Here is a 24,459-nt window from a genome sequence, read left to right as displayed (position 1 = left end):
AAAAAATACGCAGGCAAAATAAACCGGTCATAGCGCAAATCGGCAAACCGGCGGCGGCGGCCAGGCCGCACGCCGCCGGTTTGCGGTCACGCGCTCATGCCGTCATGCCGTTATGCGAACGGCACGGCCTCGAAGCCCGCCGCGAGCGCGTCGACGATCCGGTCGAGCTGTTCGCGCTGGATCACGAGCGGCGGCGACAGGATGATCTTCGTGCCGACCGGTCGCACCAGCACGCCGTTCTCGCGCGCGACTTCCGCGACCGCGTTCGCATAGCCGGACAACGGGTCGATCGGCTCGCGCGTCTGCTTGTTCGCGACGAGGTCGAGCGCGAGCATCAGCCCCTTGCCGCGCACCTCGCCGACCGCCGCGAAGCGTTCCGCGAACGGCTGCAGCGCTTCGAGCAGATACGCGCCCTGCTTCGCCGCATTCGCCGGCAGGTCTTCCTTGACGACGATGTCGAGGCTCGCGATCGCGGCCGCGCACGCGACCGGGTGGCCCGCATACGTGTAGCCGTGCATGATCGCGCCGCCGAAGTCCGCATTCGCGGCGAACGCGTCCTCGATCCGCGCGTTCACGACCGTCGCGCCGAGCGGCACATAGCCCGACGAGATCCCCTTCGCGAGACACATGATGTCCGGGCGCACGCCCCAGCCGCGGCTGCCGAACATGATGCCGCTGCGGCCGAAGCCCGTCACGACTTCGTCGGCGATCAGCAGCACGCCGTAGCGGTCGCACACCTCGCGCACGAGCGGCCAGTAGTTCGCCGGCGGCACGATCACGCCGCCCGCGCCCTGGATCGGCTCCGCGATGAACGCGGCGACCGTGTCGGGGCTCTGGAACTGGATCTCGCGCTCGAGCATTTCCGCGCAGATCCGTCCGAGTTCCTCCGGGTCCTGCGTGAACGGGTTGCGGTACAGCCATGGCGTCTCGACGTGGAAGCAGCCGGGCAGGTTCGGCTCGTAGTTGCGGCGGAACACCGTGTTGCCGTTCACCGATGCGCCGCCGAAGTGCGTGCCGTGATAACCCTGCTTCAGCGAGATGAACTTCGTGCGATCGGCCTGGCCGCGCACCTTCCAGTACTGGCGCGCGATCTTCAGCGCGGTCTCGATCGCGTCGGAGCCGCCCGAGCTGTACAGCACGCGGCGCATCCCTTCCGGTTCGAGCATGTCGATCACCTTCTTCGACAGCTCTTCCGCACGCGGATGCGAGATCCCGTCGAACAGCTGGAAGTATTCGAGCTCGTCGAGCTGGCGCACGATCGCGTCCTTCACTTCCTTGCGGTTGTGGCCGACGTTGACGTTCCACAGGCCCGCGACGCCGTCGACGAGCTGCCGGCCCTCTTCGTCGAACACGTAGCAGCCGTCGCCGCGCACGATGCGGATCGGTTTGCGCTGCTTCATTTCGTTCGGGTGCACCATCGGATGCCAGAATTTTGCTTCGTTGTAGCTCATTGCAGTCTCCACTGTCGGATCGTTTGAACCTGGGTTATTCGGGGTCAAGGTTCGCGCCGCGCGTCAGTGCGCGATGCAGACGGATTTGGTTTCGGTGAAGCCTTCGATCGCGTACTGGCCGAACTCGCGGCCGATGCCCGATTGCTTGTAGCCGCCGAACGGCATCGACGGGTCGAGCGGGATATGGCAGTTCACCCACACGGTGCCGGCCTCGATCTGCGGCACGAGATTCATCACGCGCTTCAGGTCGTTGCTCCAGATGCTCGCGGCGAGGCCGTACGGCGACGCGTTCGCGAGACGCACGGCGTCGGCCGCGTCGTCGAACGGCACGACGACGATCACCGGGCCGAACACTTCGTCGCGCACGATCGCGCTGTCCGGATGCGGATCGGCGATCACGGCGGGCTTCACGAAATAGCCGGGCAGGTCGTCGGCAGGCGTGCCGCCCGCAAGGAACGTGAGGCCGGCGCGGCGCGCGCCTTCGATGTGCTGGACGACCTTGTCGCGATGGTGCGCGGAGACGAGCGGGTTGATCTGCGCGGTCGTGTCGAGGCCCGCGCCGAGCTTCATCGACTGCGCGACGCCCGCGAGGCCGTCCGCGAGCTGCGCGAACTTGCTGCGATGCACATAGATGCGCGACGCGGCCGCGCACACCTGCCCCTGGTTGAAGAACGCGCCGGCGGCGACGCCGTCGAGCGCCTGCGCGACGTCGATGTCGTCGAGCATCACGATCGGGTTCTTGCCGCCGAGTTCGAGCGAGAAGCGCGTCATGTTCTGCACGGCCGCCGCGCCGACCAGCTTGCCGGTCGCGGTCGAACCCGTGAACGAGATCTTTGCGATCGACGGATGGCTCGCGAGCGCGGCGCCGCACGTGCGGCCGCCCGTGACGACGTTGAACGCGCCGGGCGGCACGCCGGCTTCGCGCGCGAGTTCGGCAACGCGCAGCGCGGTGAGCGGCGTTTCCGGCGACGGCTTCAGCACGATCGTGCAGCCGGCCGCGAGCGCGGGAATCAGCTTCCACACCGCGATCATCAGCGGGAAATTCCACGGCACGATCGCGGCGACCACGCCGACCGGCTCCTTGCGCGTATAGGCCGTATAGCGCGTGCCGGGCGGGAACGGGATCGACACGTCGAGCGTCTGGCCGGTGATCTTGGTCGCCCAGCCAGCCATGTAGCGCACGTATTCGACGCTCGCGCCGACCTCGATCGCGCGCGACACGTGGATCGACTTGCCCTGGTTCAGCGTTTCGAGCTGTGCGAGCGTTTCGGCGTCGCGTTCGATCAGGTCGGCGAGCTTCAGCAGGATGCGTTCGCGGTCGGCCGGACGCAGCCCGCTCCACACGCGCGTGTCGAACGCGTGCTTCGCGCTGGCGACCGCGCGATCGACGTCGTGCTCGTCCGCATCCGCAACCGTTGCGAGCCGCTCGCCCGTCGCGGGGTCGTACACGTCGAGTCGAGCAGCCGCGTGCGCGGGCTGCATTTCGCCGTCGATGAAGAGGCCGAAATCGCGCGCAACGAAGGTGCGCACGGTGTCGCTGACGGCGACGAAGTTCGTGGTGCTCATGGGCGTCTCGAAGGTTGTCGTGGCTGGACCGCGTGCGCGTGGGCACGCGGGCGTCGGACCACTGTATCGACGACGGATCGCGCTCGGTGAGCGCAAATTGGCAGCGCGTGGGGTGCGCTTGCAGTTGCAAACAACGGACCGCGTAATCGGAAACGGAAGGCGTTACAGGAACAGCGCCCCGACCAGCTCGGTGCGGTTCGACACGCCGAGCTTGCGATACATGCGCATCAGGTGCGTCTTGACGGTCGGCTGGCCGAGCGCGAGATCGCGCGCGATCTCCTTGTTCGAACGGCCGTCGCGCACGAGGCGCGCGATCTGTTCCTCGCGATAGGTCAGCCGTTCCTCGCAGCCGATCCGGTGAATCCCGCGCCGCGCGCGCAGCAGCGGGCTCAACGCGACTTCGGCGACAGGCTGCAGCCGCGCGAGCGCGTCGATCTCGCCCGGCGCAAATCGGCCCGCCGTCCTGTTCCCGGCTGCGCCTCCGCCTGCTTCATCCGTCCCGAAGCGCAGCAATGAGAACGCGCCGACCGTGCGGCCCGCGTCGCGCAGCCAGATCTCGACGACGTCGGCCACGTCGTGCCGCCGCAGGAAACGGGTCCAGTACGCGGACGCCTCGCGTCTTTCGTCAGGCAATTGGGAAGCGAGCGTGACGACCGCGCGCTCGCCCGCCGCGCAGCGCGACGGATGCAGCGGATCGAGCATCCGGTAGCGCGCGACATAGGTGCGATGCATCGATTCCGGCATCCCGAACAGCTCGAAATCGGCCGGTTCGCCGCTCTGGTCGAGCCGGTAGAACACGATCGCGGACGGGCTCGCGAACGCGTCGAACGCGTCCACGCACGCGCGCAGCGCACGTTGCCAGTCGGCGGCGTCCTGATCGGCGAGAACGGATGGGGTCGGCATGGAGGAATCGGCTGGCGGGCGAACGCGTCGAGGTTCGGGCCAGCCTACCGGCGCCGAAAAGCGCCGGTGAGCACAAATCGGCAAATCGTCCCGGTCTGGTGGATTCGGCCAGTGTGGCCGGGACGATGCGGGCGCGCGACGGTGCGCGCGCCTTCGGTCAGCGCGCGTTCGCGGCGAACGTGTCGCAGGCGCTCACCTCGCCCGCCTCCATCCCGCGCCGCAGCCAGTACACGCGCTGGTCGCTGCTGCCGTGCGTGAAGCTTTCCGGCACGACATAACCCTGCCCTTGCTGCTGCAGCCGATCGTCGCCGATCGCGGCGGCCGCCTTGAGCCCCTGCTCGAAATCTCCGGGTTCCATCAGCCGCTGGTTCGCACGCTGTGCGTTGTTCGCCCACACGCCGGCGAAGCAATCGGCCTGCAGTTCCATCCGCACCGACAGCGCGTTCGCGCGCGCCTGGCTCGAACGCCTGCGCGCGGCGTCGACCTTGTCGGAAATGCCGAGCAGGTTCTGCACGTGATGGCCGACTTCGTGCGCGATCACGTAAGCCTGCGCAAAATCGCCGCCCGCGCCGAAACGCTTGCGCAGTTCGTCGTAGAAACCGAGATCGATATAGACCTTGCGGTCGGCCGGACAGTAGAACGGCCCCATCGCCGTCTGGCCCGTGCCGCATGCGGTCGGCGTCGAGTTCGTGAACATCACCAGCTTCGGCGGCTCGTACTGCGCATGCAACTGCGTATTGAACACGCCCGTCCACGTGCGCTCGATATTGCCGAGCACCTTGCGCGTAAACACCGAGCCCGGATCGTTCGCCGGCGCGCCCTGGCGCTGCGCCGGCGCGGGCTGCGCCTGCTGCTGGCGGCCCTGCAGCGCCGATGCGCCCTCGAGCACCACGCGCGGGTCGATCCCGAAGAAATACGACGCGGCCAGCGCAACCACGATCGTGCCGATACCGATCGTCGCGCCGCGCCCGCCGCCGAAACCGCCGGCGCCGCGGCGGTCCTCGACGTTCATGCTTTCTCTTTCGTCGTCCAGCCTCATTGCCGGCCCCTCCCTTCCTTGTCGATGGTCCGGCCGCGCCAGCGCGCAACCGGGCGATACCCCGTGGTGACACGATCCATCGGCAGACGCGATGCCCGCGCATCGGGCGCATGCTCGCGCCGATCTCGCCGGCCTGCCGCTCCGCACGCACGACGGAATCGGCCGACCGACGCGCCGCGCGTCGATGCGCGCGCTATTTTGCCGGGCTTTCGTGACTTATCCCAAAAATGTGGAGGATAGAGCGATTCGGCGCCGGACATCGTCAGCTTTTGCAAAATGGACCACGGCCGTTCCGGCGGGCCGGACGCCGTCCGCATTCATCCTTTCGGCTGATACCGGCGCTCGCCCGCGCCGCCTAAAGTGACCGGCAACGCCCCCCTTCCGGAGAACGACATGACGCACCAGCAACCCCGCACGATCGCGATCACCGGCGCGGGCACCGGCATCGGCACAGCATGCGCGCGCCGCTTCGCCGGCCGCGGCGACCGCGTCGTGCTGATCGGGCGACGTCAGGCGCCGCTCGACGCGCTGGCCGCCGAGACGGGCGGCCTCGCGCTCGCCGGCGACGCCGCGAGCAGCGCCGACTGGGCCGGCTTCCTGCCGCGGATCGCCGAACGCTTCGGCCGCGTCGACGCGCTCGTCGCGTGCGCCGGTGGCCACGGCGTCGGCCGCGCGGACGAAACCGGCGACGCGCAGTGGCGCGACGCAATGCACGCGAACCTCGACACCGCGTTCGTCAGCGCGCGTGCGTGCCTGCCCGACCTGATCGCGCAGCGCGGCAGCATCGTGCTGGTCGCGTCGATCGCGGCGCTCGCGGCCGGGCCCGGCGTATGCGGCTATACGGTCGGCAAGCACGCGCTGCTCGGGCTCACGCGGTCGCTCGCCCGCGACTACGGCCCGCACGGTGTGCGCGCGAACGCCGTGTGTCCGGGCTGGGTCCGCACGCCGATGGCCGATGCGGAAATGGAGCCGCTGATGGCCGCGCATGGCGACACGCTCGACAATGCATACGCACGCGTCAGCGCCGACGTGCCGCTGCGGCGCGCGGCCGATCCGGACGAAATCGCGGCCGTCTGTGCGTTTCTCGCGTCGCCCGATGCATCGTTCGTGACCGGCGCGACGCTCGTCGCGGACGGCGGCGCGATGGTCGTCGACGTGCCGACGCTCGCGTTCGACAAACTTTGATGCGCGAGGGCACGCCGCGCGCGTAATGCGTCGCTGCGGGCGGCGTTCCGTGCAACGTCCTCCGGCACTCCGACGCCCGCTACGGCACGCTCACCGCACCGCCCGCTCGTTTCCCGCTCCAAAAATCCGCTACCATCGACCGATCCCGCCGCCCCGCCCGGCACCGCCTCACCGCTCGGACTTCGATGAACATCCGGTTTCTTGAAACCTTCGTCTGGCTCGCGAAGCTGGAAAACTTCCGGCTGACCGCCGAAAAACTGCACACGACGCAAGCCGCCGTGTCGAGCCGCATCGCGTCGCTCGAAGAGGCGTTCGACGTGCGCCTGTTCGACCGCAACACGCGCTCGGCCACGCTCACGCCCGCGGGCCGGCGCATGCTGGCCTATGCCGAGCGGATCGTGCGGCTCGACGGCGAAATGCGGCGCGACATCGATGCAGCGAGCGATGCCGGCCTGATCCGCATCGGCGTGATCGAATCGATCGTGCACAGCTGGTTCCCGGCGCTGATGGCGCAACTGCGCGAGCGCTATCCGCGGCTCGACGTCGAAATCACGAGCGACACGACGCTGCACCTGATCCGCCTGCTCAGCACCGACGGCGTCGACCTGATCCTGCAGACCGATCCGGTGCCGGGCCCCGACTTCACGAACCTGCCGCTGTGCGAATTCCCGGTGCGCTGGGCGGCAAGCCCGCGCCTCGGGCTCGGCGGCCAGCCGCTCGACGTCGCGCGCCTCGCGGAATTTCCGATCATCAGCTTCTCGCGCCACTCGGGGCCGCACGCGACGATCGAGCGGCTGTTCGCGGCCGTCGAGCGGCCGGCCAGCATCAACTGCATCACGTCGGTCGCGGCGATGATCCGCCTCGTCGCCGACGGCCTCGGCGTGGCTGCGCTGCCGCCCGCGATCATCGGGCGCGAGCTGCACGAAGGCGCGCTCGAACTGCTCGACGTCGAACCCGAATTCCCCGCGCTGCCGCTCGTCGCGACCTACCGCAGCCAGGGCCTGCCGGTCGCCGCACGCATCGCGGAACTGGCGAGCGAGATCGCGCGCGCGATGCCGGCCGCCGCGAGCATCGCGAAGCCGGCCGCACCGGCCAGCCCCGAACCCGTCGACGCATCGCCCGCCCGTACGACGGCCAAAACAAAGAAAAATACCAAGGCAACTGCGAAGCGGACGGCAAAATCCGCGCAGCCCGCCGCCACGCCGGCCAAACGCCGCCCGCGCCGCTCATAAGAAAACCTGTTCACCGCGAATTTGTTTTCTTGTTGGACGGGCGCGGCCCGTCTTCGGGACACTGCGGTTCCTGACATCCCCCGTCACGAGGAACCCCGCGATGACCCGCCTTTCCCTTCCGCACGGCCAGCTTTGCGTCTGGACGGATATCGACCCCGCGCACGAAGCCGATTTCAACGCGTGGTACGACCGCGAGCACATGCAGGAACGTGTCGCGATTCCCGGCTTCACGCATGCGCGGCGCTTTCGCGCGACCGACGCCGGCCCGCGCCGGTACCTCGCGCTGTACGTGACGGACATGCTCGACGTGTTCCGTAGCGACGCATACCGGCGCGCGTTCACGCAGCAGACCGCGTGGTCGCTCGCAAACTTCGAACGCATGACGGGCACGCAACGGCGCGTCGGCGAACTGACGATCGAGGCCGGCGACGGCGAAGGCGCGCATCTCGCGCTGTTCGTGCTGCCGCCGGAACGCATCGACGTGCTGCAACTGAGCGAGCGCTTCAACGCCGCGCTGCGGGAACCGGGAATTCACGCGGCGCGACTCTTCCGCACCGCGCCCGAGCTGTCCGCGCCGATCGGCGCCGATGCGGCCGCCCGCCCGGCCGCCGACGCGCTCGTGCTGATCGAAGGCAGCGACGCGGCCGCGACACGCCGCGTGGCCGCCGCACTCGCCGGGCACGACGACGTACGCACCTTCGACCTGCTGTGGCGCGCCGCCGCGCCGCTGCCGGTTGCGCGCCGCGAAGCCGAAGCCGAACCGGCCGCCGCCGCGCTGCCTGCCTGAACGCCGACGCCGGCCGCGCCGCTTCCGCACGCGGCCGACACGTCGGCCCCGCGCTTGATCCCGTTCTCCGTCACGACAGGCCCGAACCCATGAGCACTCTCGCCCAGCCCGCCGCCCACGCGCCCCGCCGCGTCCGCAACAGCCGACTCGCGACCGCGAGCATGATCGGCACGTCGCTCGAGTGGTACGACTTCACGATCTACAACACGCTCGCCGCGCTCGTCTTCAACCACCTGTTCTTCCCGTCGGTCGATCCGCTGGCCGGCACGATCCTCGCGTTCTCGACCTATGCGGTCGGCTATGTGTCGCGCCCGCTCGGCGGCTTCGTGTTCGGCAATCTCGGCGACCGCGTCGGCCGCCGCGCGGTGCTGATGCTCACGCTGGTGCTGATGGGCGTGACGACCGCGCTGATGGGCGCGCTGCCGACCTATGCGCAGGCCGGCATCCTGAGCCCGATCCTGCTCGTCGCGCTGCGCTTCGTGCAGGGCGTCGCGCTCGGCGGCGAATGGGCCGGCGCGGTGCTGCTGTCGGTCGAGCATGGCGACCAGAACCGGCGCGGGCTGTCCGCGTCGTGGACGCAGATGGGCCCGTCGTTCGGCACGCTGCTCGGCACCGGCTGCATCGCGCTCGTGACGCTGTCGACCACGTCCGTGAACTTCCTGTCGTGGGGCTGGCGCGTGCCGTTCGCGGCCAGCGCGCTGCTCGTCGTGTTCGGCTTCTGGCTGCGGCGCGGCGTCGACGAAACGCCGCAGTTCGAGCAGCTCGCCGAATCGCACGCGACCGCCGAGGTGCCCGTCGCCGACGTGCTGAAGTACCACTGGCGACGCCTGCTGATCGCGGGCGGCGCGCGGATCGGCTCGGACGTGCTGTATGCGCTGATCGTCGTGTTCACGCTGACCTACGTGACGACCGTGCTGCACCTGTCGCGCCCCGTCGCGCTGACGGCCGTGATGGTCGGCACGGCGTGCAACGCGCTCGCGGTGCCGTTCTTCGGTGCGCTGTCGGACCGCTTCGGACGCCGGCCCGTGTACCTCGCCGGCGCGATCGCGGGGATCGTCTGGGCGTTCGTGTTCTTCGTGTTGCTCGATTCGGCGCGCCCCGGCGCGATCGTCGCGGCCGTCGCGATCGGCCTCGTGATCCATGCGGTGATGTACGGCCCGCAGGGCGCATTCGTGACCGAGCAGTTCCCGACGCGGGTGCGTTATGCGGGCTCGTCGCTGGCCTATACGCTCGCCGGTATCGTCGGCGGCGGCTTCGCCCCCCTCGTGATCGCCACGCTGTTCCGGCAGACGGGCACGACGACGGCCGTGTCGCTGTACGTCACCGCAGCGCTCGTCGTCACCTCGATCGCGCTCCTCGTCGCGCGCGAGACCGCGCACCGGGCGCTCGCGGAATGAGCGTCGCCGCAAGCCGATTCATTCCTTCGCACTTCAAACGGATACCCGCATGCAAGCCCTGTCGTTCAACGTGACTTCCCTGCAACACGCGCCCGCCGCCGTCGACGTCGAGATCGAGCGCGTCGTGATTGCCGGCTGGGCCGGCCGCGATCCGGCGGCGATCCGCGCGCACATCGACGAACTCGCGACGCTCGGCGTCGCGCCGCCTTCGACCACGCCGTGCTTCTATCGCGTGTCGTCCGCGCTGCTGACGCAGGCGCCGTCTATCGGCGTACTCGGCGCACGCTCGGGCGGCGAGATCGAATGCGTGCTGCTCGACAGCCCGGCCGGCACGCTGGTCACGGTCGGCTCCGATCATACGGATCGCGAAGTCGAGGCGTATGGCGTCGCGGTGTCGAAGCAGGTGTGCGCGAAACCGCTCGGGTGCGATGCGTGGCTTTACGCGGATGTCGCCGATCACTGGGATGCGATCGAGATGCGCTCGTGGCTGATCGCGCGTGACGGCGAACGCATTGCATATCAGCACGGCGCGGTCAGCGGCCTGCTCGCGCCGGACGCGCTGTGGCAGCGCTTCGACGATCGCCGCACGATGCCCGCGCGCTGCGCGATGTATGGCGGCACGGTCGCCGTGCATGGCGCGATCGCGGCGATGGGCGACGGTGACGCATTCGAGATGGAACTGCACGACCCAGTGCTCGGGCGCAGCCTGCGGCACCGGTATGCGGTCGAGGTGTTGCCGGTCGTGGCGTGACGGGAAACAGCGGGCCTGACGGATGCCGAAGTGAAAGGCGCGCACGCACGCTTTCATGCCGGCACGTTCCGTTCGCCTCCGCCTTTCGCGCCGCCGTTCACTGCAAGCAACCGAGCCCCGCCAGCGTCGCCTCCACCGCCGTATCGAGCGGCGTCAACGGCTCGCGGCCGAGCACCGCAGTCACGCGCGCGTTGTCCATCCTGAGCGGCTCGCGCCACAGATAGCGCATCTCCAGCATCTCGCGCAGCGTCGTGACGAACGGCGCCGCGGCCCACACGAGCCACCACGGGAATTTGCGCACGGCAGGCCGCATTCCGTGCCGCTGCGCCACGCGACTGATGGCCTCGGCCATCTGCGTGCCGTCCGCGTCCCAATGCCCGCCGAGATGGAAGCGCGCAAACGGCTCCAGCGTGTCGCGCCGCTCGATCAGCTCGACCATCGTGCGCGCGACGTCCGGCAGATACGCCCACTGATGGCCAACGCCCGGCCGCCCCGGCACGCTGATCGTCGAGACGGGCCGCCCCGGCTTGATCAGCCCCTGCGCAAACCAGTTGTTGCCGGCACGCCCCCCGAAGAAATCGCCCGCGCGCACGACGATCGTGCGGACGCCCTGCGCGGTCGCTTCCTGCAGGCGCCGCTCCAGTTCGACGCGGATCGCGCCCTTGCGGGTCGCCGGATGCTGCGGTGCGTCTTCGCGCAGCACCGGAAACGCGTCGGCGCCGTAGTTGTAGACCGTGCCGGGCAGCACGACGGTCGCCTGCGCCACCGTCGCCGCCGCGATCGTGTTGTCGATCATCGGCAGCACCTGCGTCGGCCAGTTTCGGTATCCGGGCGGGTTCACCGCGTGCACGATCACGCTGCAGCCGCGCGCGGCCCGCACCACCGCCTCGCGATCCAGCGCGTCGCCGCGCATCCATGTGATGCCGTCACGCTCCACGACGTCGGCATCGAGCCCGCGCTTGAGCGCGCGCACCTGCCAGCCGGCATCGTGCAACTGCCGCGCAACTTCCCCGCCGATCCCGCCGCTCGCGCCGAGCACGAGTGCCTGTCGTTGCGTCGCACCTGCGTTCGTCGTCATTGCCGTTCTCCTTGAATGAACCGTCGTGAGATGCATTCTGGCGCGCGGAAGGCTAATAATGAATTGCCTAGTATCGGGTATCAGCTATACATTTATGCATGACCACCGATCTGAACTGGGAACGCTACCGCACCTTCCTCGCGGTGCTGACGGAAGGCTCGCTGTCCGGCGCGGCGCGCTCGCTCGGCATTACGCAGCCGACGGCCGGCCGCCACGTCGCGGCGCTCGAAGCCGCGTTTGGCCAGACGCTGTTCACGCGCTCGCCATCCGGCCTGCTGCCGACCGAGGCGGCGCTCGCGCTGCGCGGCCATGCGGAGGCGCTGGGCAGCGCGGCGGCCGCATTCGAGCGCGCGGCCGCGAGCCACGGCGCCGGCGTGCGCGGCACCGTGCGGATCTCGGCCAGCGACGTGATCGCCGTCGAGGTGCTGCCGCCCATGCTCGCGCAATTGCGGCGCGATCATCCGGGGCTCGTCATCGAACTGGTGCCGACCGACCGCATCCAGGACGTGCTGAACCGCGAGGCCGACATCGCGGTGCGGATGGCGCCTCCCGCGCAGGACGCGCTCGTCGCGCGGCGCGTCGGCGCGATCGAAGTCGGGCTGTATGCGCGCGACGACTACGTGGCGCGCAACGGCGTGCCCGCGACGATCGACGAACTCGCGCATCACGCGCTGATCGGCTTCGATACCATCACGCCGTTCATCCGCTCGGCAGGGCGCGGGATGCCGCTGTGGAAGCGCGATGCGTTCGCGCTGCGCACCGACAGCAACCTCGCGCAGCTCGCGATGATCCGCGCCGGCTACGGCGTCGGTTTCTGCCAGACGGGGCTCGCGAAGCGCGACGTGCGGCTCGTGCGCGTGCTGCCGGACGGGCCCGCGATGAAGCTGGAAACCTGGGTCGTGATGCACGAGGACCTGCGGACGAGCCCGCGCTGCCGGGCCGTATTCGATGCGCTGGCGGACGGGTTGCGCGCGTATGCCGACGGAGAAGCCGCCGAGTAAAAGGCGCAAATTGCCCGGACGGTACTACTCATAGATTTTCCCGGCGAACAGGATGTCCGCCACGCGCCGCCATGGATTGTCAGGCACGTCGTAGAAGCGCAACCCTTCCTCCGACGCTTCGGCCCAGTCGACCATCGCCTCCAGGTACTCGCCGATCGAGCGGTTTTCCCAGCCAAGCGCGGCACGCGCGTATGGCGACGGCGGCACGTCGGCTTCGAGTTGCCGCTCCGTGTTCCAGTCATGGCCGAGTACGCGCAGGAAATGGATCAGCGAGCGCTCGTCGACCACACGCTCCAGCGCGTCCTGCAGCCTGTCGGCCATCTGGCTTTTCAGTTCGTCGTTCATGCTCATGCGTAGGCCCTCTCCCGCGTCTCTCGAATACGCGCCGCTGCATGTCGCGCGGCGCGTGTTTACATCAGCAATTGCCGCGACAGCACCTCGCGCGCCTGCGTGACGGTTTCGCGTTCGCCCGGCATCGGCGGCGTCAGCGAAAACACCGCGTCGGGCAGCGGCGGCAGCCGGTATTTCGCGCCGAGCCGCATCATGCCGTCGCCGATCGCCGACGCGCACAGGCAGCCGACACCGAGCCCCGCCGCGAGCATCGACTGCAGCCCCGCGACACCCGACGCGCTGTGCACGAGCACGTACGGCGTGTGCTGCTCGTCGAGCGAGCGCACCGCGATCTGATGCATCATGCAGTCGTCCGGCAGCAGCACGAGCGGCAGCGGCTCGGGCAATTGCTCCGCGAGCGCGGGCGACGCGACCCACGACAGCGGCTCGCGCCGCAACACCCAGCGCGTATCGGCCGACGCCGGCCGGAACGGCCCGCTCGACAGGTTCATCACGACGCCGAGATCGATCTGCCCTCTCGCGTGCGCCGCCTCGATGTCCGCACTCTTCATCGCGCTCACGTGCAGGCTCAGTTGCGGGTAGCACTCCCGCAGCCGCGCCAGCAGGCCCGCGACTTCATTCGTCCGGTAGTAGTCGGTGATCGCGACGCGCAGCTCGCCCTTGATCGCCTGCCCGCGCAGCTCGTCGAACGCGGCCTCGTTCAGCGCGACGATCCGCCGTGCGTGCTGCAGCAGCCGCGTGCCGGCCGGCGTCGGCTCGACGCCGCGCTTGCTGCGCACGAACAGCGGCACGCCGGCGCGCAATTCGAGCTTGCGCACCTGCTCGCTGACCGTCGACTGCGACAAATGCAGCAGCGGCGCGGCGGCCGTCAGGCTGCCGGCGTCCGCGACCGCCGCGAAAGTGCGCAACTGGTCCAGATCGAAACCGCGCATCGCCATTCTCCATCCATCGATTAACCCGATGGATGCTACCACTCTTTCCCGCTTTTCCGATTCGTCTACCGCACCCAGAATACGGGGTCAACGGCCAACCTGCGCCGCTCGCGCATACGGCCCTCATTCTTTTCGGACCTTCGTTCATGACGAACCACACCCTTGCTCCTTGCGCGCCGGCCGGCGCGGCTGCCGCGGCGACGCAGCGCAGCCATCACGGCTGGGCGCTCGTGGTCCTGCTGGTCGGCGCCATTCTGCCGCCGCTCGACTACTTCATCGTGAATCTGGCGCTGCCGGCCATCCGCGACGGCATCGGCGCGCGCCCGGCCGAGCTCCAGCTCGTCGTATCGGCCTATGCGTGCGCGAGCGCGGTCGTGCAGATCACGGGCGGCCGCCTCGGCGACCTGTACGGCCGCAAGCGCATGTTCATGCTGGGCATGGCCGGCTTCGTGCTCGCGTCGACGCTGTGCGGGCTCGCCGGCAGCGGTACGGTGCTCGTCGGCGGCCGCGTGCTGCAGGGCCTGTTCGCCGCGATCCTCGCGCCGCAGGTGCTCGCGACGATCCGCAGCGTGTTCAGCCCGCAGGAACAGGTGCGCGTGATGGGCTTCTACGGTTTCGCGTTCGGCCTCGCGGCCGTGATCGGCCAGCTCGGCGGCGGCGCGCTGATCAGCCTGCATCCGTTCGGGCTCGGCTGGCGCGCGATCTTCCTCGTCAATCTGCCGATCGGCATCCTTGCGCTGATCGGCAGCTGGCGCTTCATCCCGGAAAACCGGCCGCCGCGCGGCCAGCGCATCGACGTGCCGGGCACGGTGCTGATGTCGCTGTTCCTGCTGATGCTCGTGTATCCGCTCACGCAAGGCCGCGAGGCCGGCTGGCCGCTGTGGATGATCGCGTGCGTCGTCGGCGCGCTGCCGATGCTCGGGGCGCTGCTGGCGGTCGAGGCGGGCCGGCTTGCGCGCGGCCGCGATCCGCTGCTCGACGTGCGCCTGTTCCGCAACCCGGTCGTCGCGCTCGGGCTCTTGCTCGCGTTCCTGTTCTACATGCTGAGCGCATTCTTCCTGAGCTACGGGATCTATCTGCAGGGATGCCTGAACTGGTCGCCGCTCGCGTCCGGGTTCGCGATCCTGCCGCTCGGGCTCGGCTTCCTCGCAAGCCCGCTGCTGATGCCGCGCCTCGTCGGCCGGTTCGGCGGTTATCGCGTGCTGACGCTCGGCTTCGTCATGCTCGCGGCCGGCGTCGCGACCGCCGCCGCGCTCGCCCGCGAAGGCGCGCCGGGGCCCGGCTTCTACGCGGGCATCGCGGCGATCGGCATCGGGCAAGGCCTCGTGCTGCCGTCGGTCGTGCGGATCGTGCTCGCGGAAGTCGACGCGGCGCGCGCAGGCGTCGCGTCAGGAATGGTCAGCGCGATGCTGCAGATCGGCGCGGCCGTCGGCGCCGCAACGATCGGCGGCGTGTTCTTCGCGCGGCTCGGCGTGCATCCGGCCGCGGTCGATTACGTGCAGGGGTTCCGGACGTCGATGTTCACGCTGACCGCCGTATTGCTTGCGTGCATCGCACTGTCGACGGCACTCGGGCCGCTGCATCGGCGGCTGCATGCGGGCGCGTGACGCGGGACGTGGATCGCACCGCCGGCAGAACCTGCGGCAGGAAGGCGAACGGGTGGCCGCCGGCCGGCATCGGGCTCACCGGCGTTGCTTGCGTTGCGCCTGCCGCGCTTCCCACTCGGCCAGCTCGACGCGATAGCGCGCCAGCGCTTCGTCGTACAGGTCGAAGACGCACGGCGAGCAGCCGCTGTTGCAGCAGTCTTCCAGTTCAGGCTGTTCGGGCGGGGTCGGACGGGGATCGTCGGTGGACGGATCGGACGGATCGGTAGGGGCAGGCGCGGGCACGGCGAAGATCGAATGACGAGGAACGTCCACCAGTATAAGTGGATGCCGCCCGGCCTGCCGGCAGCGTCACGTCCGTCCGCAGACGCGTGCACACTGCCCGCTCGTTAGTTCGATGGACGCGATACCGTCGAGTGCCGCGAGGCTTCTGTCGCACCGGACAGCGTTCAGGCGATGTCGTCGTGGTCGTCGTGCGGCGGTCATGCGTTCATCCATAATGGCGCGACTGCTGACGAAGCGGGCGGTGCGCGCCGACAACGCGCTTTTCGTTGCGTTCCTGAATGCCGCCCTCCGTGCAGCCGCGTTTTTCCCACCGATCGCGAGGAGTCGAGTCATGGCTGAAGCAGTGAATCCGCCGGAAGTCTGGGCGCCGTTCGGCGCGTTCTCGATGGCCGTGATCCAGGGCGACGGCCGGATCGTGCATCTGAAGGGGCAAGTCGCGCTCGACCGCGACGGACAACTGGTCGGCCACGGCGACATGCGCATGCAGGTGCGGCAGACGCTCGACAACATCCGCGACGTGCTGGCCGCGATGGGCGGGCAAATGCGCGATGTGATCTCGCTCGTCCACTACGCGACCGACATCGATGCATTCATGCAGGCCGGCGATATCCGCAAGACCTGCTTTGCCGAACCCTATCCCGTGACGACGACCGTTCAGGTCGAGCGTCTCTACCATCCGGATTTGCTGATCGAGATCGCGGCCGTTGCCGAAATTCCGCTGACGCGATTTCGGCAGCCTTCGCCTCACGCGTGAATCACGGCCGTCCCGCGCAACGTTGCGCGCCGGACGGGGTACCACCGGCCGACGCGCATGCAAGATCCGCGCTTACTTCGCCGGCGCACCCGGCTTCACGGCATCCGCGCCCGACTTGTCGCCCAGCGGCTGCCACGCGGCGCCGAGCGCATACCAGTCGATACGGCGCGTGAGCGTCATGATGCCGGCGAGGATCGCGAACAGCAGCAGAGAACCGAGCATCAGCGCGTTGTCCTCCGACAGCAGCAGCCCGTAGAGCGCCGCGTACAGCATCGCGAGCAGCGTCGCGAACGTCGCGCCGCGCTTCACGCTGTGCAGCACGAACGACAGGTAGAAGCCGAGCAGCCCGATGCATGCGCCGCTCGCCGCGAGATACGCATGACCGAACGCGATGTGCTCGGACAGGCTCAGCAGCAGCAGGAAGAACAGCGCGAGCGACAGGCCGACCAGCAGGTACTGAATCGGGTGAATGCGCAGCCGCTTCGCGAGTTCGTACATGAAGAAGCTCGCGAACGTGAGCATCACGAACAGCGCGCCGTACTTCGTCGCGCGTTCGGCCTGCAGATAGACGTTCACGGGTTCGATCACCGACACCGACGCCATCTCGATCGCGCCCTCACCGTTGCCGGTCGCGACCTGCTCGCGCGCCTTCGTATTGAACGACGTCACGTGCCAATTGCTGGCGAAACCCTGCGCATCGATCGTGCGCTCGCCCGGCAGGAACGCGCCGCCGAAGCTCGGATGCGGCCACGTCGATTTCAGCGAAAAATCGTTCTGGTCAGCCACCGGCGCGAACGCGACGGATTCCGCGCCCGCCAGCGGCAGGCCGATGCTGAACGGCACGACAGCCCCTGCGTTTGCGTCCGCCAGCGCCGCGAGATCGATAGTCGCGTGCACGCCCTGGCGCAGGCTGTCCAGCCGCGTGCCCTGCTCCACGTCGAACCGCTTGCCGCCAAGGCGCAGGTCGGGCTGCGCCTTCAGCCCGCGAATGTCGCCGATGCCGATCGCGACATACGCGCTGTCGACCGCGAAGCTCACGTGGCCATCGGCCTGCGGCAGCTTCTTCAGGTCCGGCAGCATCAGCGTGCCCGTCAGCCGGCTATCCAGCCCGTACACGAGCGCCTTGTGGATGCCGCGATAGCGCACCTCGACCTTGAGCGTGCCGTCGACGTTCAGCGTCTTCGGAAACACGAGCAGGCGCTTCGTCTCGCTTCTCAGGCTCGTTTTCGCCGCGCCGCCGGCCGGCGTGTCGTCGCGCACGCGCGTGACTTCCGTGTAATGCACGACGAGCACCGGCCCCGTCACCGTCTGCGGCCCCGCGTAGCTGGCCCAGATGCTCTGCAATGCGCTCTCGCGATACTCGGCGCGTTCCCGCACGATGCTTTGGACCATCTGCAGCGGGATCAGGATCGCCAGCGCGAGAAACGCGGTGATCACGGATTTGAACAACAGGACTCGATTCATTGCTGACGGATACCGGAGTGGAAGATGCGGTCAGCATGAGCGGGCCCGGTGAAGGCCGATTGAAGCCGGTGTGAAGCGAATGTGTGGCGAGCGTGAAGCGCGCTCAGCCCGGCGACGGCAGCGTGAGCGTCGCGCACGCGCCGCCTTCGTCGCGGTTCGCGAGCGCGACCTGGCCACGATGCAGCATCGCGACTTCGCGGACGAAACACAGCCCGAGGCCCGTGCTGCGATCCTGCCCGTCCGGGCGCGGCAGCGAATAGAAGCGTTCGAATACCCGCGACAGCGCGTAGTCCGGCACGCCGGGGCCGTCATCGATAACACGCACGACCGCGACATGCGCCCTGCCCGCCGGCTGCCGTTCGAGCACGATCCGGATCGTGCTGCGTTGCGGCGCGAAATCCAGCGCGTTGTCGAGCAGGTTGCCGAGCGCCTGGCGCAGCAGGAACGGATCGCCTTCGACGACTGCCGGATCGGAAGCGTCGTTTGCGTCGATCCGCAGGCTCACGCCGCGCTGGCGCGCGCGCGGCTCGATATCCTCGACGAGCTGTTCGAGCACCGGCAGCAGCGCGACCGGCTCGCGTACCGACAGGCGCTGCTTCTGCTCGACTTCGGCCAGCGCGAGCAGCTTGCGGATCATCTGTTCGAGTCGGCCGGCCTGGCGGCGGATGTTTTCGGTAAAGCGCCGGCGGTTCGCGACCGGCATCTCTTCCTGCAGCAGCTCCGCCGCGCCGCTGATCGCGGCCAGCGGGCTTTTCATCTCGTGCGTGAGCGTGTGGATGTAGGTTTCGACGTACTGCCGGTCCTCCAGCCGCTGATGCATGCTCTCCACCGCGCGCCCGAGCTCGGCCAGCTCGCTCGCGCCCTGCAGCGGCATCGCCGCGCGCTCGCCGGCCGCGATCGCGCGCGCATAGCGTTGCAGCCGCCGCAGCCCGAGCACCAGCCACCATGTGCAGGCGGCGCCGATCAGGATCGCGCCGCCCATCAGCAACGCGCCGTACAGCATGATCTTGCGCTGGCTGCGCGCGATGAACGGCGCGACCGTCTGGTTCGGCTTCGCGATCGTCAGCACGCCGACGATCTCGTTCCCGCGCCGGATCGGCGCCGCGACGTGCATCACGGTGCTGCTGTCGTCGTTCGGATCGGCGCGCGTGCTGCGTGCGCCGTATTCGCCGCGCAGCGTCCGGTACACGTCATTCCAGCGCGAATAGTCCTGCCCCACTGCGCTGCCGGTCGAGTCGTAGCGCACGATACCGTGCGCGTCGGTGATGTAGATGCGGTAGCTGATCGCATTCTTGTGCATGCCCCACACGTTCGCGCTGACCGGGCTCTCGTGCAGCTTTTGGAGTTGCCGCGCGAAGGCGCCGTCGGCGATATGCCCGTTCGCCATGTCGTCTGCGGCCAGCGTCGCCAGCACCTGCGCGGTGTCGACGAGCGTGTCCTCCATCGCTTCGCGCACACCGGGCTTCACTTCCTGCACGAACACGCGCAGCGTGATCAGCGCGGCAAGACCGACGATCAGGAAAAAGCCGAAGAAGATGCGCAGGCCGATATGCATGGCGGTGCAGGTCGTTACGGTTGCAGCGAATAACCCATCCCGCGATGCGTGCGGATCGGGTCGCGCTCGGGATCGATCGCGCGCAGTTTCGCGCGCAGCGTCTTGATGTGCGTATCGACCGTGCGGTCGGCCGAATCGAGCGCCTCGTGCCATACGAGGTCCATCAACTGCTCGCGCGAATAGATGCGCCCCGGATGCCGGACAAGCAGCGCCAGCAGGCCGAATTCGTAGCGCGTGAGGTCCAGCGCGTGGCCGAGCCACGACACGCGCGCGCCGTCGGTGTCGAGCACGAAGCCCGGCGCGGTTGTCGCGGCCTGCGCATCTGCCGGCGCGGGCGTCGTTTGCGGCCTGGCCGTCCGGTAGAAGCGCCGCAGGATCACGCGCACCCGTGCGGCCAGCTCGCGCGGCGAAAACGGCTTGACCACGTAATCGTCGGCGCCGATTTCGAGCCCGACGATCCGGTCGATCTCGTCATGCCGCGCGGTCAGGAAGATCACCGGCACGTCGGTGAACGTGCGCAGCCGCCGGCAGACTTCAAAGCCGCTGAGGTCCGGCAGGCCGACATCGAGCACGACCAGGTCGAAGCGCGTGTCGCGCAGTTGGTCGAGCGCCGCTTGCCCGAGCGTGCAGTGGACGGTCTGCATGCCGTCGGTGCCGAGGGCGTAGACGATCGTGTCCGCGATCGCCGTTTCATCTTCGACGATCAGGATCTTGGGCTGATTCATGGTCTCAGGCTGGGCTCGCGCGTTTCCGGTGCGACATTGTACGCACGGCCGGCCGCGGCGCGAGCCGCAATGCAGCGAGCCCCGCCCGCGCGCGCTACGCCACGCGGCCGTTCACCGGAATCGACGCGCCGGTGATCGCCTGTGCGTCGGCCGACAGCAGGAATCCGATCGTCGCCGCGATCTGTTCAGGCCGGACCCAGCGCGTGAAATCCGCGTCGGGCATGTCCGCGCGGTTCGGCGGCGTATCGATGATGCTCGGCAGGATCGCGTTCACCGTCACGCCGCGGTCGAGCAGTTCGGCCGCCAGCGCCTCGGTGAGACGCGCGACGCCGGCCTTCGCGGCCGCATAAGCGCCCATGCCCGCGCCGGCCTTGAACGCCGCGCCCGCGCCGATGTTGACGATACGGCCGGCCGGGCTCGCGACCAGGTACGGCAGCGCGGCCTTCGACGCGTTCAGCGCGGTCTTTACGTTCAGCTCGTACATGCGGTCCCACGTGGCGGCGTCGCCGTCGGCGATCGTCTGCCATACGAACGCGCCGGCGATGTTCAGCAGCGCGTCGACCCGGCCGAATTCGCGGTTTACCGATTCGAGCGCCCGTGCGGCGGCCTGCGGGTCGACAAGGTCGATGCCGCCGATGCGCAGCGCGTCGGCCGGCACGCCGGGCAGCGTCTGCGCAGCCGGCGCGGCGCCGCGGCCGATCAGTGCGACGCGTGCGCCGCGCTGGCCCAGCCATGCGGCCGTCGCGACGCCCAGATGACCGAATCCGCCGGTGATCGCGACTGCCTTGCCTTTCAGGTCGTGTTCCATCGATGTGCTCTCCTGGATCGAAGATGGGTGGTTGATGCGTGATGCATGAGTCATGCCGGCCGCGGCACGGACGTGCGCGGCCGGCGTTTCGACAGCGTAGCGCCGTTCACGCCTGCGTGCGCGCGACGCGACGCTGCGGCGCAGTTCCTCCGTCGTTTCGCGCTGGTTGCCCGGACGTCAGCCCGGCGGCCGCATCACGATGCGGAGCGCGGTCCACACGTGGCGGGCCGCCGCGACTCCGCACGTGAGGCCCGACAGGCACGCATGCGGACAGCCGGGCATAATGCACGAGGCCCGTTCGGCGTGGCGCGAGCCGCGACCGGGCCGTGCCGGGCTACCCGACGCCTACGCCGATCCCGTATCAAATACTGAACCTCAACCCGTCAATCCCATGCAAGTACTCGTCGTTGGAACCGGCAAGCTGGCCAATGAGCTGCTCGGCTCGCACAAGCTCGACCCGGCAACCTGTCGCGTAATGTCCTGGTCGGACCGTGCACGAACCGACGCCCGACGTAGCGACGCCCGATCGATCGTCGTGCATGCCGGCTCCGGCCGCGAACTCCCCGCCGCGATCGCGTTTTGCGAGGCCACCGCGTCGCCGCTCGTCGAACTGTCCACCGGCTCCGACCTCGAAACCGGAACACACGACTTCCCGGTCGTGCTGTGTCCGAACACGAATATCCTGATGCTCAAGTTCATGAGCATGCTGGAAACCAGCGGCCACCTGTTTCGCGACTGCGAGATCAGCCTGACGGAGTCGCATCAGGCAGGCAAGACGTCCGTCCCCGGCACGGCCGTCGGCATCGGCCAGTCGCTCGGCGTGCGGCCGGAAGACATCCGCTCCGTGCGCGACCCGGACGTGCAGCGCAGCGAATTCGCTATCCCCGACGATCAGCTCGGCCGCCATGCGGTTCACCGGATACGCATCGACGACGGCGCGTGCAGCCTGCAGTTCGAATCGCGCGTGTACGGTGCGACGCCCTATGCGGATGGCGTGTCGCGCATCGTCGAAGCCGTCCGCCAGCACGATCTCGAGAACCGCCGCTATTCGATCGTCGAGTTCATCCGCAACGGCTGGTTGTAGTCGCGGCGACGTGCGGCGAAGCCGACGGCGGCGCCGCCGCAGGACCTTGCCGGCCGCGATCCCGCCACGGCCGGTTCGACGCCGCCGTCACACGTCTCCCGGCACCGCGCCGCTCTCCGGCAAGGTCGCGCCGCCGTCGACGACGATCGTCTGTCCCGTGATGTACGCCGCGTCGGCCGAGGCGAGAAACAGCATCGCGTTCGCGATGTCCTCCGGCTCGCCCATCCGCGCGAGCGGAATGTCGCGCGCGATCTGCGCCGCGACCGACGCGTCGCCGAGATTGCCGGCCGCCGGCGTGCGAATCATCCCCGGCTCGACACCGTTGACCGTCACGTTGCGGCGCGCAAGCTCCAGCGCCGCCGCGCGAATGAAGCCGTTCACGCCGGCCTTCGACGCCGCGTAGTGCGCGAGCCCCGGATAGGCGACGCGCGGCCCCGTCACCGACGATGTGACGAGCAGCCGCCCGGCCCCTGCGCGCTCGAATGCGGGCAACGCGGCCTGCGCGAGCCAGAACAGCGCCGACAGGTTGACCGACAGCGTCCGCTCGAGCGTCGGCTCGTCGATCTGCGTGAACGGCGTCAGCGGAAAATATGCGGCGTTGTGGACGACGACATCGAGCCGGCCGCCGTCGCGCTCGACCGCTGCGACCAGCGCACCCAGTTCGTCGCGGCTGGCGGCGTCCACCCGATACGCGCGTGCAGCGCCGCCCGCGCCGGCGAGCGCATCGGCCTGCGCGGCGGCGGCCTCGCCGTTCAGGTCGGCGAGCGCGACGAACGCGCCGGATTCCGCGAAACGCCGTGCGATCGCCGCGCCAATCCCTTGCGCGGCGCCCGTGACGAGCACGACGCGCCCGCTGAAATCCGCACGCAGTCGGCCGTTGCCCGGCACGGCATTCATCGTTGCGCCTCGCCGCCGAGCGGATGCACGGTTTCGTTCAGCACCTGCGCATGGGCGCCGATCTGGAAGTTCGACAGCGTGCCGAAATCACCGCCCTGGTAGCCGAAGATCTTGCCGTCGGTCTTGCGCTGAGCAAGATCGATCAGCACGACGCCGAGCGTCGGCACCACCTTTTCGCGCCACACGAACAGATACAGCGCGTCGGCGATCCGGAAGTAATGGCAGCGGTCGACATCGGCCAGCCCGCCTTCGACGCCCTGCAGGCACTGCCACGCGTAGAAGTTCTCGTTCAGGTAGATGTGCTCGTAGCATTCGGTCGGGCTGTAGCGGTACATCGTCCGCTTGCCGATCAGTTCGCGCGTCGGCCCGTGCAGCGGCCCCGGCTGTACGTGACCGCCGAGCGTGCCGTGCCGGAACGCCGCGTCGACGGCCGTCAGCGGCAGCCCGCGCGCGACGCGCGTGAACGCGTCGATGCGCGTGTCGGCTTCGGTCGGCAGCGTGCCGACGACCGACGTCCATACGCCGCTGTCGAGATCGATCACGAGACTGACCGACGTCGCGCGAGCGGCCGTGTCGATGTAGTCGACGAAGTACAGCGCGTCGCGCAGCCGCGTCACGCGGCACGGCTCGCGGCCGCCCGCGTCGGTCGCCGCGTCGCGCCACTGCAGCGCGCCCTGCTCGAACGTATAGACGCGCCACGCGCCCGATGCATCGCCGAGCGCCAGCGTACGCCCGGCGAGCGCGTCGACGGGCGCAAGGATGTTCGCTTCCGGCGCGAAGCCGTCCGCGAGCGCGCCAACCTGAATGTATACCGGATCCTGTCGTTCCACCTGCCGCCTCCCGCACAGCTTCAGGCCCGGCGGGCCGTGTACGCTGCTCATGTGCACATGGTGCGGGCTGCGCGCGCCGCGCGGTATCGGCCAAAAGGATGAAGGGCGCGCGGCGCCGGAACGCGCTAAAGTTCACGTCATCCGCGCCGCAGCCGGCGCGAGGAGCGCACATGCACCGTGTCACCCACTACCGACGGACTGCCGAAGGCATCGAGGCGATCAGCCTCGAATCCGACCGCGCGTTTCCGCGCCACGCACACGACGAATTCGGGGTCGGCGTGATCGTCAGCGGTGCGCACCGGTCGTGGAGCGGCCGCGGGCAGGTCGACGCGCTGGCCGGCGACGCGATCATGGTCAACCCGGGCGAAATGCACGACGGCTCGCCGATCGATGCCGGCACGGGCCGGCGCTGGCGGATGCTGTACCTCGCGCCCGCGCTGGTCGCGGGCGTCGCGGCAGAAGAAGGCCTCGGCGGCGTCGAGCTTGCGCATCCGGCGGTGCGCGACGCGCGGCTCACGGCCGCCGTCGGCCGGTTGCATGCGCGCATCGTCGCCGGGGAAACCCAGCCGCTCGCCCGCGACGAAGCGCTGGTGATGCTCGTCGCCGGGTTGCTCGCCCGGCACGCGAACCGCACGCTGCCGGCGGCCGGCGTCGCGCCGGCCCTCCCCCTCCCCCCCCCACCGCTGCCCCCCGCCCCCGCCCCGCCCCTTTACCAAGCCCAAAATGCCCCCCATATCGGCGTTTTCCGGTTAAACTTTGTTGGCGGGTTTTTAATCCAAA

24 protein-coding genes are annotated in these 24,459 nt (G+C 69.1%); 10 read left to right on the top strand and 14 right to left on the bottom strand.

What is annotated here, in order from left to right; genetic code table 11:
• Positions 1–110 precede the first annotated feature (110 nt).
• The 4 genes from ACPUER_RS17480 to ypfJ all read right to left on the bottom strand — a co-directional run bounded on the left by ACPUER_RS17480 (position 111) and on the right by ypfJ (position 4,959).
• Positions 111–1,451: an aspartate aminotransferase family protein gene (locus ACPUER_RS17480; protein ID WP_425131680.1), complete on the bottom strand. Its 1,341-nt coding sequence runs from the start codon at positions 1,449–1,451 to the stop codon at positions 111–113.
• Between the two features lie 63 nt (positions 1,452–1,514).
• A complete protein-coding gene (locus tag ACPUER_RS17475) occupies positions 1,515–3,017 on the bottom strand; it encodes an aldehyde dehydrogenase family protein (protein WP_425131679.1) in 1,503 nt (500 codons plus the stop codon).
• Positions 3,018–3,179: 162 nt separating this feature from the next.
• Positions 3,180–3,920 (bottom strand): LuxR C-terminal-related transcriptional regulator, encoded by a 741-nt coding sequence (locus ACPUER_RS17470; RefSeq protein ID WP_425131678.1) that lies wholly within the window; start codon positions 3,918–3,920, stop codon positions 3,180–3,182.
• A 157-nt stretch (positions 3,921–4,077) separates the two neighbouring features.
• Positions 4,078–4,959, bottom strand: coding sequence for a KPN_02809 family neutral zinc metallopeptidase (gene ypfJ, locus ACPUER_RS17465; RefSeq protein ID WP_425131677.1), 882 nt, complete (start codon positions 4,957–4,959; stop codon positions 4,078–4,080).
• Between the two features lie 393 nt (positions 4,960–5,352).
• Here ypfJ and ACPUER_RS17460 point away from each other — a divergent pair, with 393 nt between their 5' ends.
• From ACPUER_RS17460 to ACPUER_RS17440, 5 genes are all read left to right on the top strand, one after another.
• Entirely contained in the window at positions 5,353–6,144 is a 792-nt protein-coding gene (locus ACPUER_RS17460; RefSeq protein WP_425131676.1) for an SDR family NAD(P)-dependent oxidoreductase, read from the top strand.
• A gap of 185 nt (positions 6,145–6,329) precedes the next feature.
• On the top strand, positions 6,330–7,376 hold the full coding sequence (locus tag ACPUER_RS17455) for a LysR family transcriptional regulator (RefSeq protein WP_175959514.1): 1,047 nt from the start codon (positions 6,330–6,332) through the stop codon (positions 7,374–7,376).
• A gap of 100 nt (positions 7,377–7,476) precedes the next feature.
• Complete coding sequence (locus ACPUER_RS17450) at positions 7,477–8,163, top strand: hypothetical protein (protein WP_425131675.1); 687 nt, start codon at positions 7,477–7,479, stop codon at positions 8,161–8,163.
• Positions 8,164–8,252: 89 nt separating this feature from the next.
• Positions 8,253–9,560: an MFS transporter gene (locus tag ACPUER_RS17445; RefSeq protein WP_425131674.1), complete on the top strand. Its 1,308-nt coding sequence runs from the start codon at positions 8,253–8,255 to the stop codon at positions 9,558–9,560.
• Between the two features lie 49 nt (positions 9,561–9,609).
• Positions 9,610–10,311: a DUF2848 domain-containing protein gene (locus tag ACPUER_RS17440; RefSeq protein ID WP_425131673.1), complete on the top strand. Its 702-nt coding sequence runs from the start codon at positions 9,610–9,612 to the stop codon at positions 10,309–10,311.
• A 97-nt stretch (positions 10,312–10,408) separates the two neighbouring features.
• Here ACPUER_RS17440 and ACPUER_RS17435 read toward each other — a convergent pair whose 3' ends face one another.
• On the bottom strand, positions 10,409–11,389 hold the full coding sequence (locus tag ACPUER_RS17435) for an NAD-dependent epimerase/dehydratase family protein (protein WP_425131672.1): 981 nt from the start codon (positions 11,387–11,389) through the stop codon (positions 10,409–10,411).
• A 98-nt stretch (positions 11,390–11,487) separates the two neighbouring features.
• On the opposite strand from ACPUER_RS17435, the gene ACPUER_RS17430 reads away from it, so the two are divergent.
• Complete coding sequence (locus tag ACPUER_RS17430) at positions 11,488–12,390, top strand: LysR family transcriptional regulator (RefSeq protein ID WP_175959519.1); 903 nt, start codon at positions 11,488–11,490, stop codon at positions 12,388–12,390.
• 24 nt (positions 12,391–12,414) lie between these two features.
• Here ACPUER_RS17430 and ACPUER_RS17425 read toward each other — a convergent pair whose 3' ends face one another.
• Positions 12,415–12,735: a DUF7660 family protein gene (locus ACPUER_RS17425; protein ID WP_175959730.1), complete on the bottom strand. Its 321-nt coding sequence runs from the start codon at positions 12,733–12,735 to the stop codon at positions 12,415–12,417.
• Positions 12,736–12,800: 65 nt separating this feature from the next.
• The gene (locus ACPUER_RS17420; protein ID WP_105392663.1) at positions 12,801–13,673 is read right to left on the bottom strand and encodes a LysR family transcriptional regulator; all 873 of its coding nucleotides are present in this window, start codon (positions 13,671–13,673) and stop codon (positions 12,801–12,803) included.
• 146 nt (positions 13,674–13,819) lie between these two features.
• Between ACPUER_RS17420 and ACPUER_RS17415 the strand changes: the two genes are divergently transcribed.
• On the top strand, positions 13,820–15,280 hold the full coding sequence (locus ACPUER_RS17415; RefSeq protein WP_175959521.1) for an MFS transporter: 1,461 nt from the start codon (positions 13,820–13,822) through the stop codon (positions 15,278–15,280).
• 75 nt (positions 15,281–15,355) lie between these two features.
• On the opposite strand, the gene ACPUER_RS17410 is transcribed toward ACPUER_RS17415, so the two are convergent.
• Complete coding sequence (locus tag ACPUER_RS17410) at positions 15,356–15,562, bottom strand: oxidoreductase-like domain-containing protein (protein WP_425131671.1); 207 nt, start codon at positions 15,560–15,562, stop codon at positions 15,356–15,358.
• Positions 15,563–15,893: 331 nt separating this feature from the next.
• Between ACPUER_RS17410 and ACPUER_RS17405 the strand changes: the two genes are divergently transcribed.
• Complete coding sequence (locus ACPUER_RS17405) at positions 15,894–16,316, top strand: RidA family protein (protein ID WP_425131670.1); 423 nt, start codon at positions 15,894–15,896, stop codon at positions 16,314–16,316.
• A 72-nt stretch (positions 16,317–16,388) separates the two neighbouring features.
• Here ACPUER_RS17405 and creD read toward each other — a convergent pair whose 3' ends face one another.
• The 4 genes from creD to ACPUER_RS17385 form a co-directional block, all read right to left on the bottom strand.
• Positions 16,389–17,780, bottom strand: a complete 1,392-nt coding sequence (gene creD, locus ACPUER_RS17400; RefSeq protein ID WP_425131669.1) for a cell envelope integrity protein CreD — start codon at positions 17,778–17,780, stop codon at positions 16,389–16,391.
• 103 nt (positions 17,781–17,883) lie between these two features.
• A complete protein-coding gene (creC, locus tag ACPUER_RS17395; RefSeq protein ID WP_425131668.1) occupies positions 17,884–19,335 on the bottom strand; it encodes a two-component system sensor histidine kinase CreC in 1,452 nt (483 codons plus the stop codon).
• A 14-nt stretch (positions 19,336–19,349) separates the two neighbouring features.
• Positions 19,350–20,060 (bottom strand): two-component system response regulator CreB, encoded by a 711-nt coding sequence (creB, locus tag ACPUER_RS17390; RefSeq protein WP_175959525.1) that lies wholly within the window; start codon positions 20,058–20,060, stop codon positions 19,350–19,352.
• A gap of 94 nt (positions 20,061–20,154) precedes the next feature.
• Positions 20,155–20,868, bottom strand: coding sequence for an SDR family NAD(P)-dependent oxidoreductase (locus ACPUER_RS17385; RefSeq protein WP_034180467.1), 714 nt, complete (start codon positions 20,866–20,868; stop codon positions 20,155–20,157).
• A 391-nt stretch (positions 20,869–21,259) separates the two neighbouring features.
• On the opposite strand from ACPUER_RS17385, the gene ACPUER_RS17380 reads away from it, so the two are divergent.
• Positions 21,260–21,952: a dihydrodipicolinate reductase gene (locus ACPUER_RS17380; RefSeq protein ID WP_310132946.1), complete on the top strand. Its 693-nt coding sequence runs from the start codon at positions 21,260–21,262 to the stop codon at positions 21,950–21,952.
• Positions 21,953–22,039: 87 nt separating this feature from the next.
• Here the strand turns inward: ACPUER_RS17380 and ACPUER_RS17375 are convergent, their stop codons facing one another.
• Positions 22,040–22,849 (bottom strand): SDR family oxidoreductase, encoded by an 810-nt coding sequence (locus tag ACPUER_RS17375; RefSeq protein WP_425131667.1) that lies wholly within the window; start codon positions 22,847–22,849, stop codon positions 22,040–22,042.
• Entirely contained in the window at positions 22,846–23,679 is an 834-nt protein-coding gene (locus ACPUER_RS17370; RefSeq protein WP_425131714.1) for a molybdenum cofactor biosynthesis F family protein, read from the bottom strand. Before ACPUER_RS17370 ends, ACPUER_RS17375 begins: the two co-directional genes overlap by 4 nt.
• Before the next feature lie 170 nt (positions 23,680–23,849).
• Here ACPUER_RS17370 and ACPUER_RS17365 point away from each other — a divergent pair.
• Positions 23,850–24,459 (top strand): AraC family ligand binding domain-containing protein (locus ACPUER_RS17365; RefSeq protein ID WP_425131713.1); only part of this gene is annotated, 610 nt, incomplete at its 3' end.

It is taken from the genome of Burkholderia sp. DN3021, from assembly GCF_049805555.1.
In the GTDB taxonomy this organism is placed as follows: Bacteria; Pseudomonadota; Gammaproteobacteria; order Burkholderiales; family Burkholderiaceae; genus Burkholderia; species Burkholderia pyrrocinia_C.
The sequence above is the reverse complement of the archived record's forward strand: the minus strand, read 5'-3'. Positions and strand labels throughout refer to the sequence as shown.

What these genes read in the sequence shown, in the direction of transcription:
- creB (WP_175959525.1), bottom strand. Translation starts at nt 20,060, where the DNA reads ATGAATCAGCCCAAGATCCTGATCGTCGAAGATGAAACGGCGATCGCG.
- ACPUER_RS17375 (WP_425131667.1), bottom strand. Translation starts at nt 22,849, where the DNA reads ATGAATGCCGTGCCGGGCAACGGCCGACTGCGTGCGGATTTCAGCGGG.
- ACPUER_RS17475 (WP_425131679.1), bottom strand. Translation starts at nt 3,017, where the DNA reads ATGAGCACCACGAACTTCGTCGCCGTCAGCGACACCGTGCGCACCTTC.
- ACPUER_RS17420 (WP_105392663.1), bottom strand. Translation starts at nt 13,673, where the DNA reads ATGCGCGGTTTCGATCTGGACCAGTTGCGCACTTTCGCGGCGGTCGCG.
- ACPUER_RS17480 (WP_425131680.1), bottom strand. Translation starts at nt 1,451, where the DNA reads ATGAGCTACAACGAAGCAAAATTCTGGCATCCGATGGTGCACCCGAAC.
- ACPUER_RS17460 (WP_425131676.1), top strand. Translation starts at nt 5,353, where the DNA reads ATGACGCACCAGCAACCCCGCACGATCGCGATCACCGGCGCGGGCACC.
- ACPUER_RS17450 (WP_425131675.1), top strand. Translation starts at nt 7,477, where the DNA reads ATGACCCGCCTTTCCCTTCCGCACGGCCAGCTTTGCGTCTGGACGGAT.
- ACPUER_RS17415 (WP_175959521.1), top strand. Translation starts at nt 13,820, where the DNA reads ATGACGAACCACACCCTTGCTCCTTGCGCGCCGGCCGGCGCGGCTGCC.
- ACPUER_RS17445 (WP_425131674.1), top strand. Translation starts at nt 8,253, where the DNA reads ATGAGCACTCTCGCCCAGCCCGCCGCCCACGCGCCCCGCCGCGTCCGC.
- ACPUER_RS17470 (WP_425131678.1), bottom strand. Translation starts at nt 3,920, where the DNA reads ATGCCGACCCCATCCGTTCTCGCCGATCAGGACGCCGCCGACTGGCAA.
- ACPUER_RS17455 (WP_175959514.1), top strand. Translation starts at nt 6,330, where the DNA reads ATGAACATCCGGTTTCTTGAAACCTTCGTCTGGCTCGCGAAGCTGGAA.
- creD (WP_425131669.1), bottom strand. Translation starts at nt 17,780, where the DNA reads ATGAATCGAGTCCTGTTGTTCAAATCCGTGATCACCGCGTTTCTCGCG.
- ACPUER_RS17385 (WP_034180467.1), bottom strand. Translation starts at nt 20,868, where the DNA reads ATGGAACACGACCTGAAAGGCAAGGCAGTCGCGATCACCGGCGGATTC.
- ACPUER_RS17440 (WP_425131673.1), top strand. Translation starts at nt 9,610, where the DNA reads ATGCAAGCCCTGTCGTTCAACGTGACTTCCCTGCAACACGCGCCCGCC.
- ACPUER_RS17430 (WP_175959519.1), top strand. Translation starts at nt 11,488, where the DNA reads ATGACCACCGATCTGAACTGGGAACGCTACCGCACCTTCCTCGCGGTG.
- ACPUER_RS17405 (WP_425131670.1), top strand. Translation starts at nt 15,894, where the DNA reads ATGGCTGAAGCAGTGAATCCGCCGGAAGTCTGGGCGCCGTTCGGCGCG.
- ACPUER_RS17435 (WP_425131672.1), bottom strand. Translation starts at nt 11,389, where the DNA reads ATGACGACGAACGCAGGTGCGACGCAACGACAGGCACTCGTGCTCGGC.
- ACPUER_RS17425 (WP_175959730.1), bottom strand. Translation starts at nt 12,735, where the DNA reads ATGAACGACGAACTGAAAAGCCAGATGGCCGACAGGCTGCAGGACGCG.
- ypfJ (WP_425131677.1), bottom strand. Translation starts at nt 4,959, where the DNA reads ATGAGGCTGGACGACGAAAGAGAAAGCATGAACGTCGAGGACCGCCGC.
- ACPUER_RS17380 (WP_310132946.1), top strand. Translation starts at nt 21,260, where the DNA reads ATGCAAGTACTCGTCGTTGGAACCGGCAAGCTGGCCAATGAGCTGCTC.
- creC (WP_425131668.1), bottom strand. Translation starts at nt 19,335, where the DNA reads ATGCATATCGGCCTGCGCATCTTCTTCGGCTTTTTCCTGATCGTCGGT.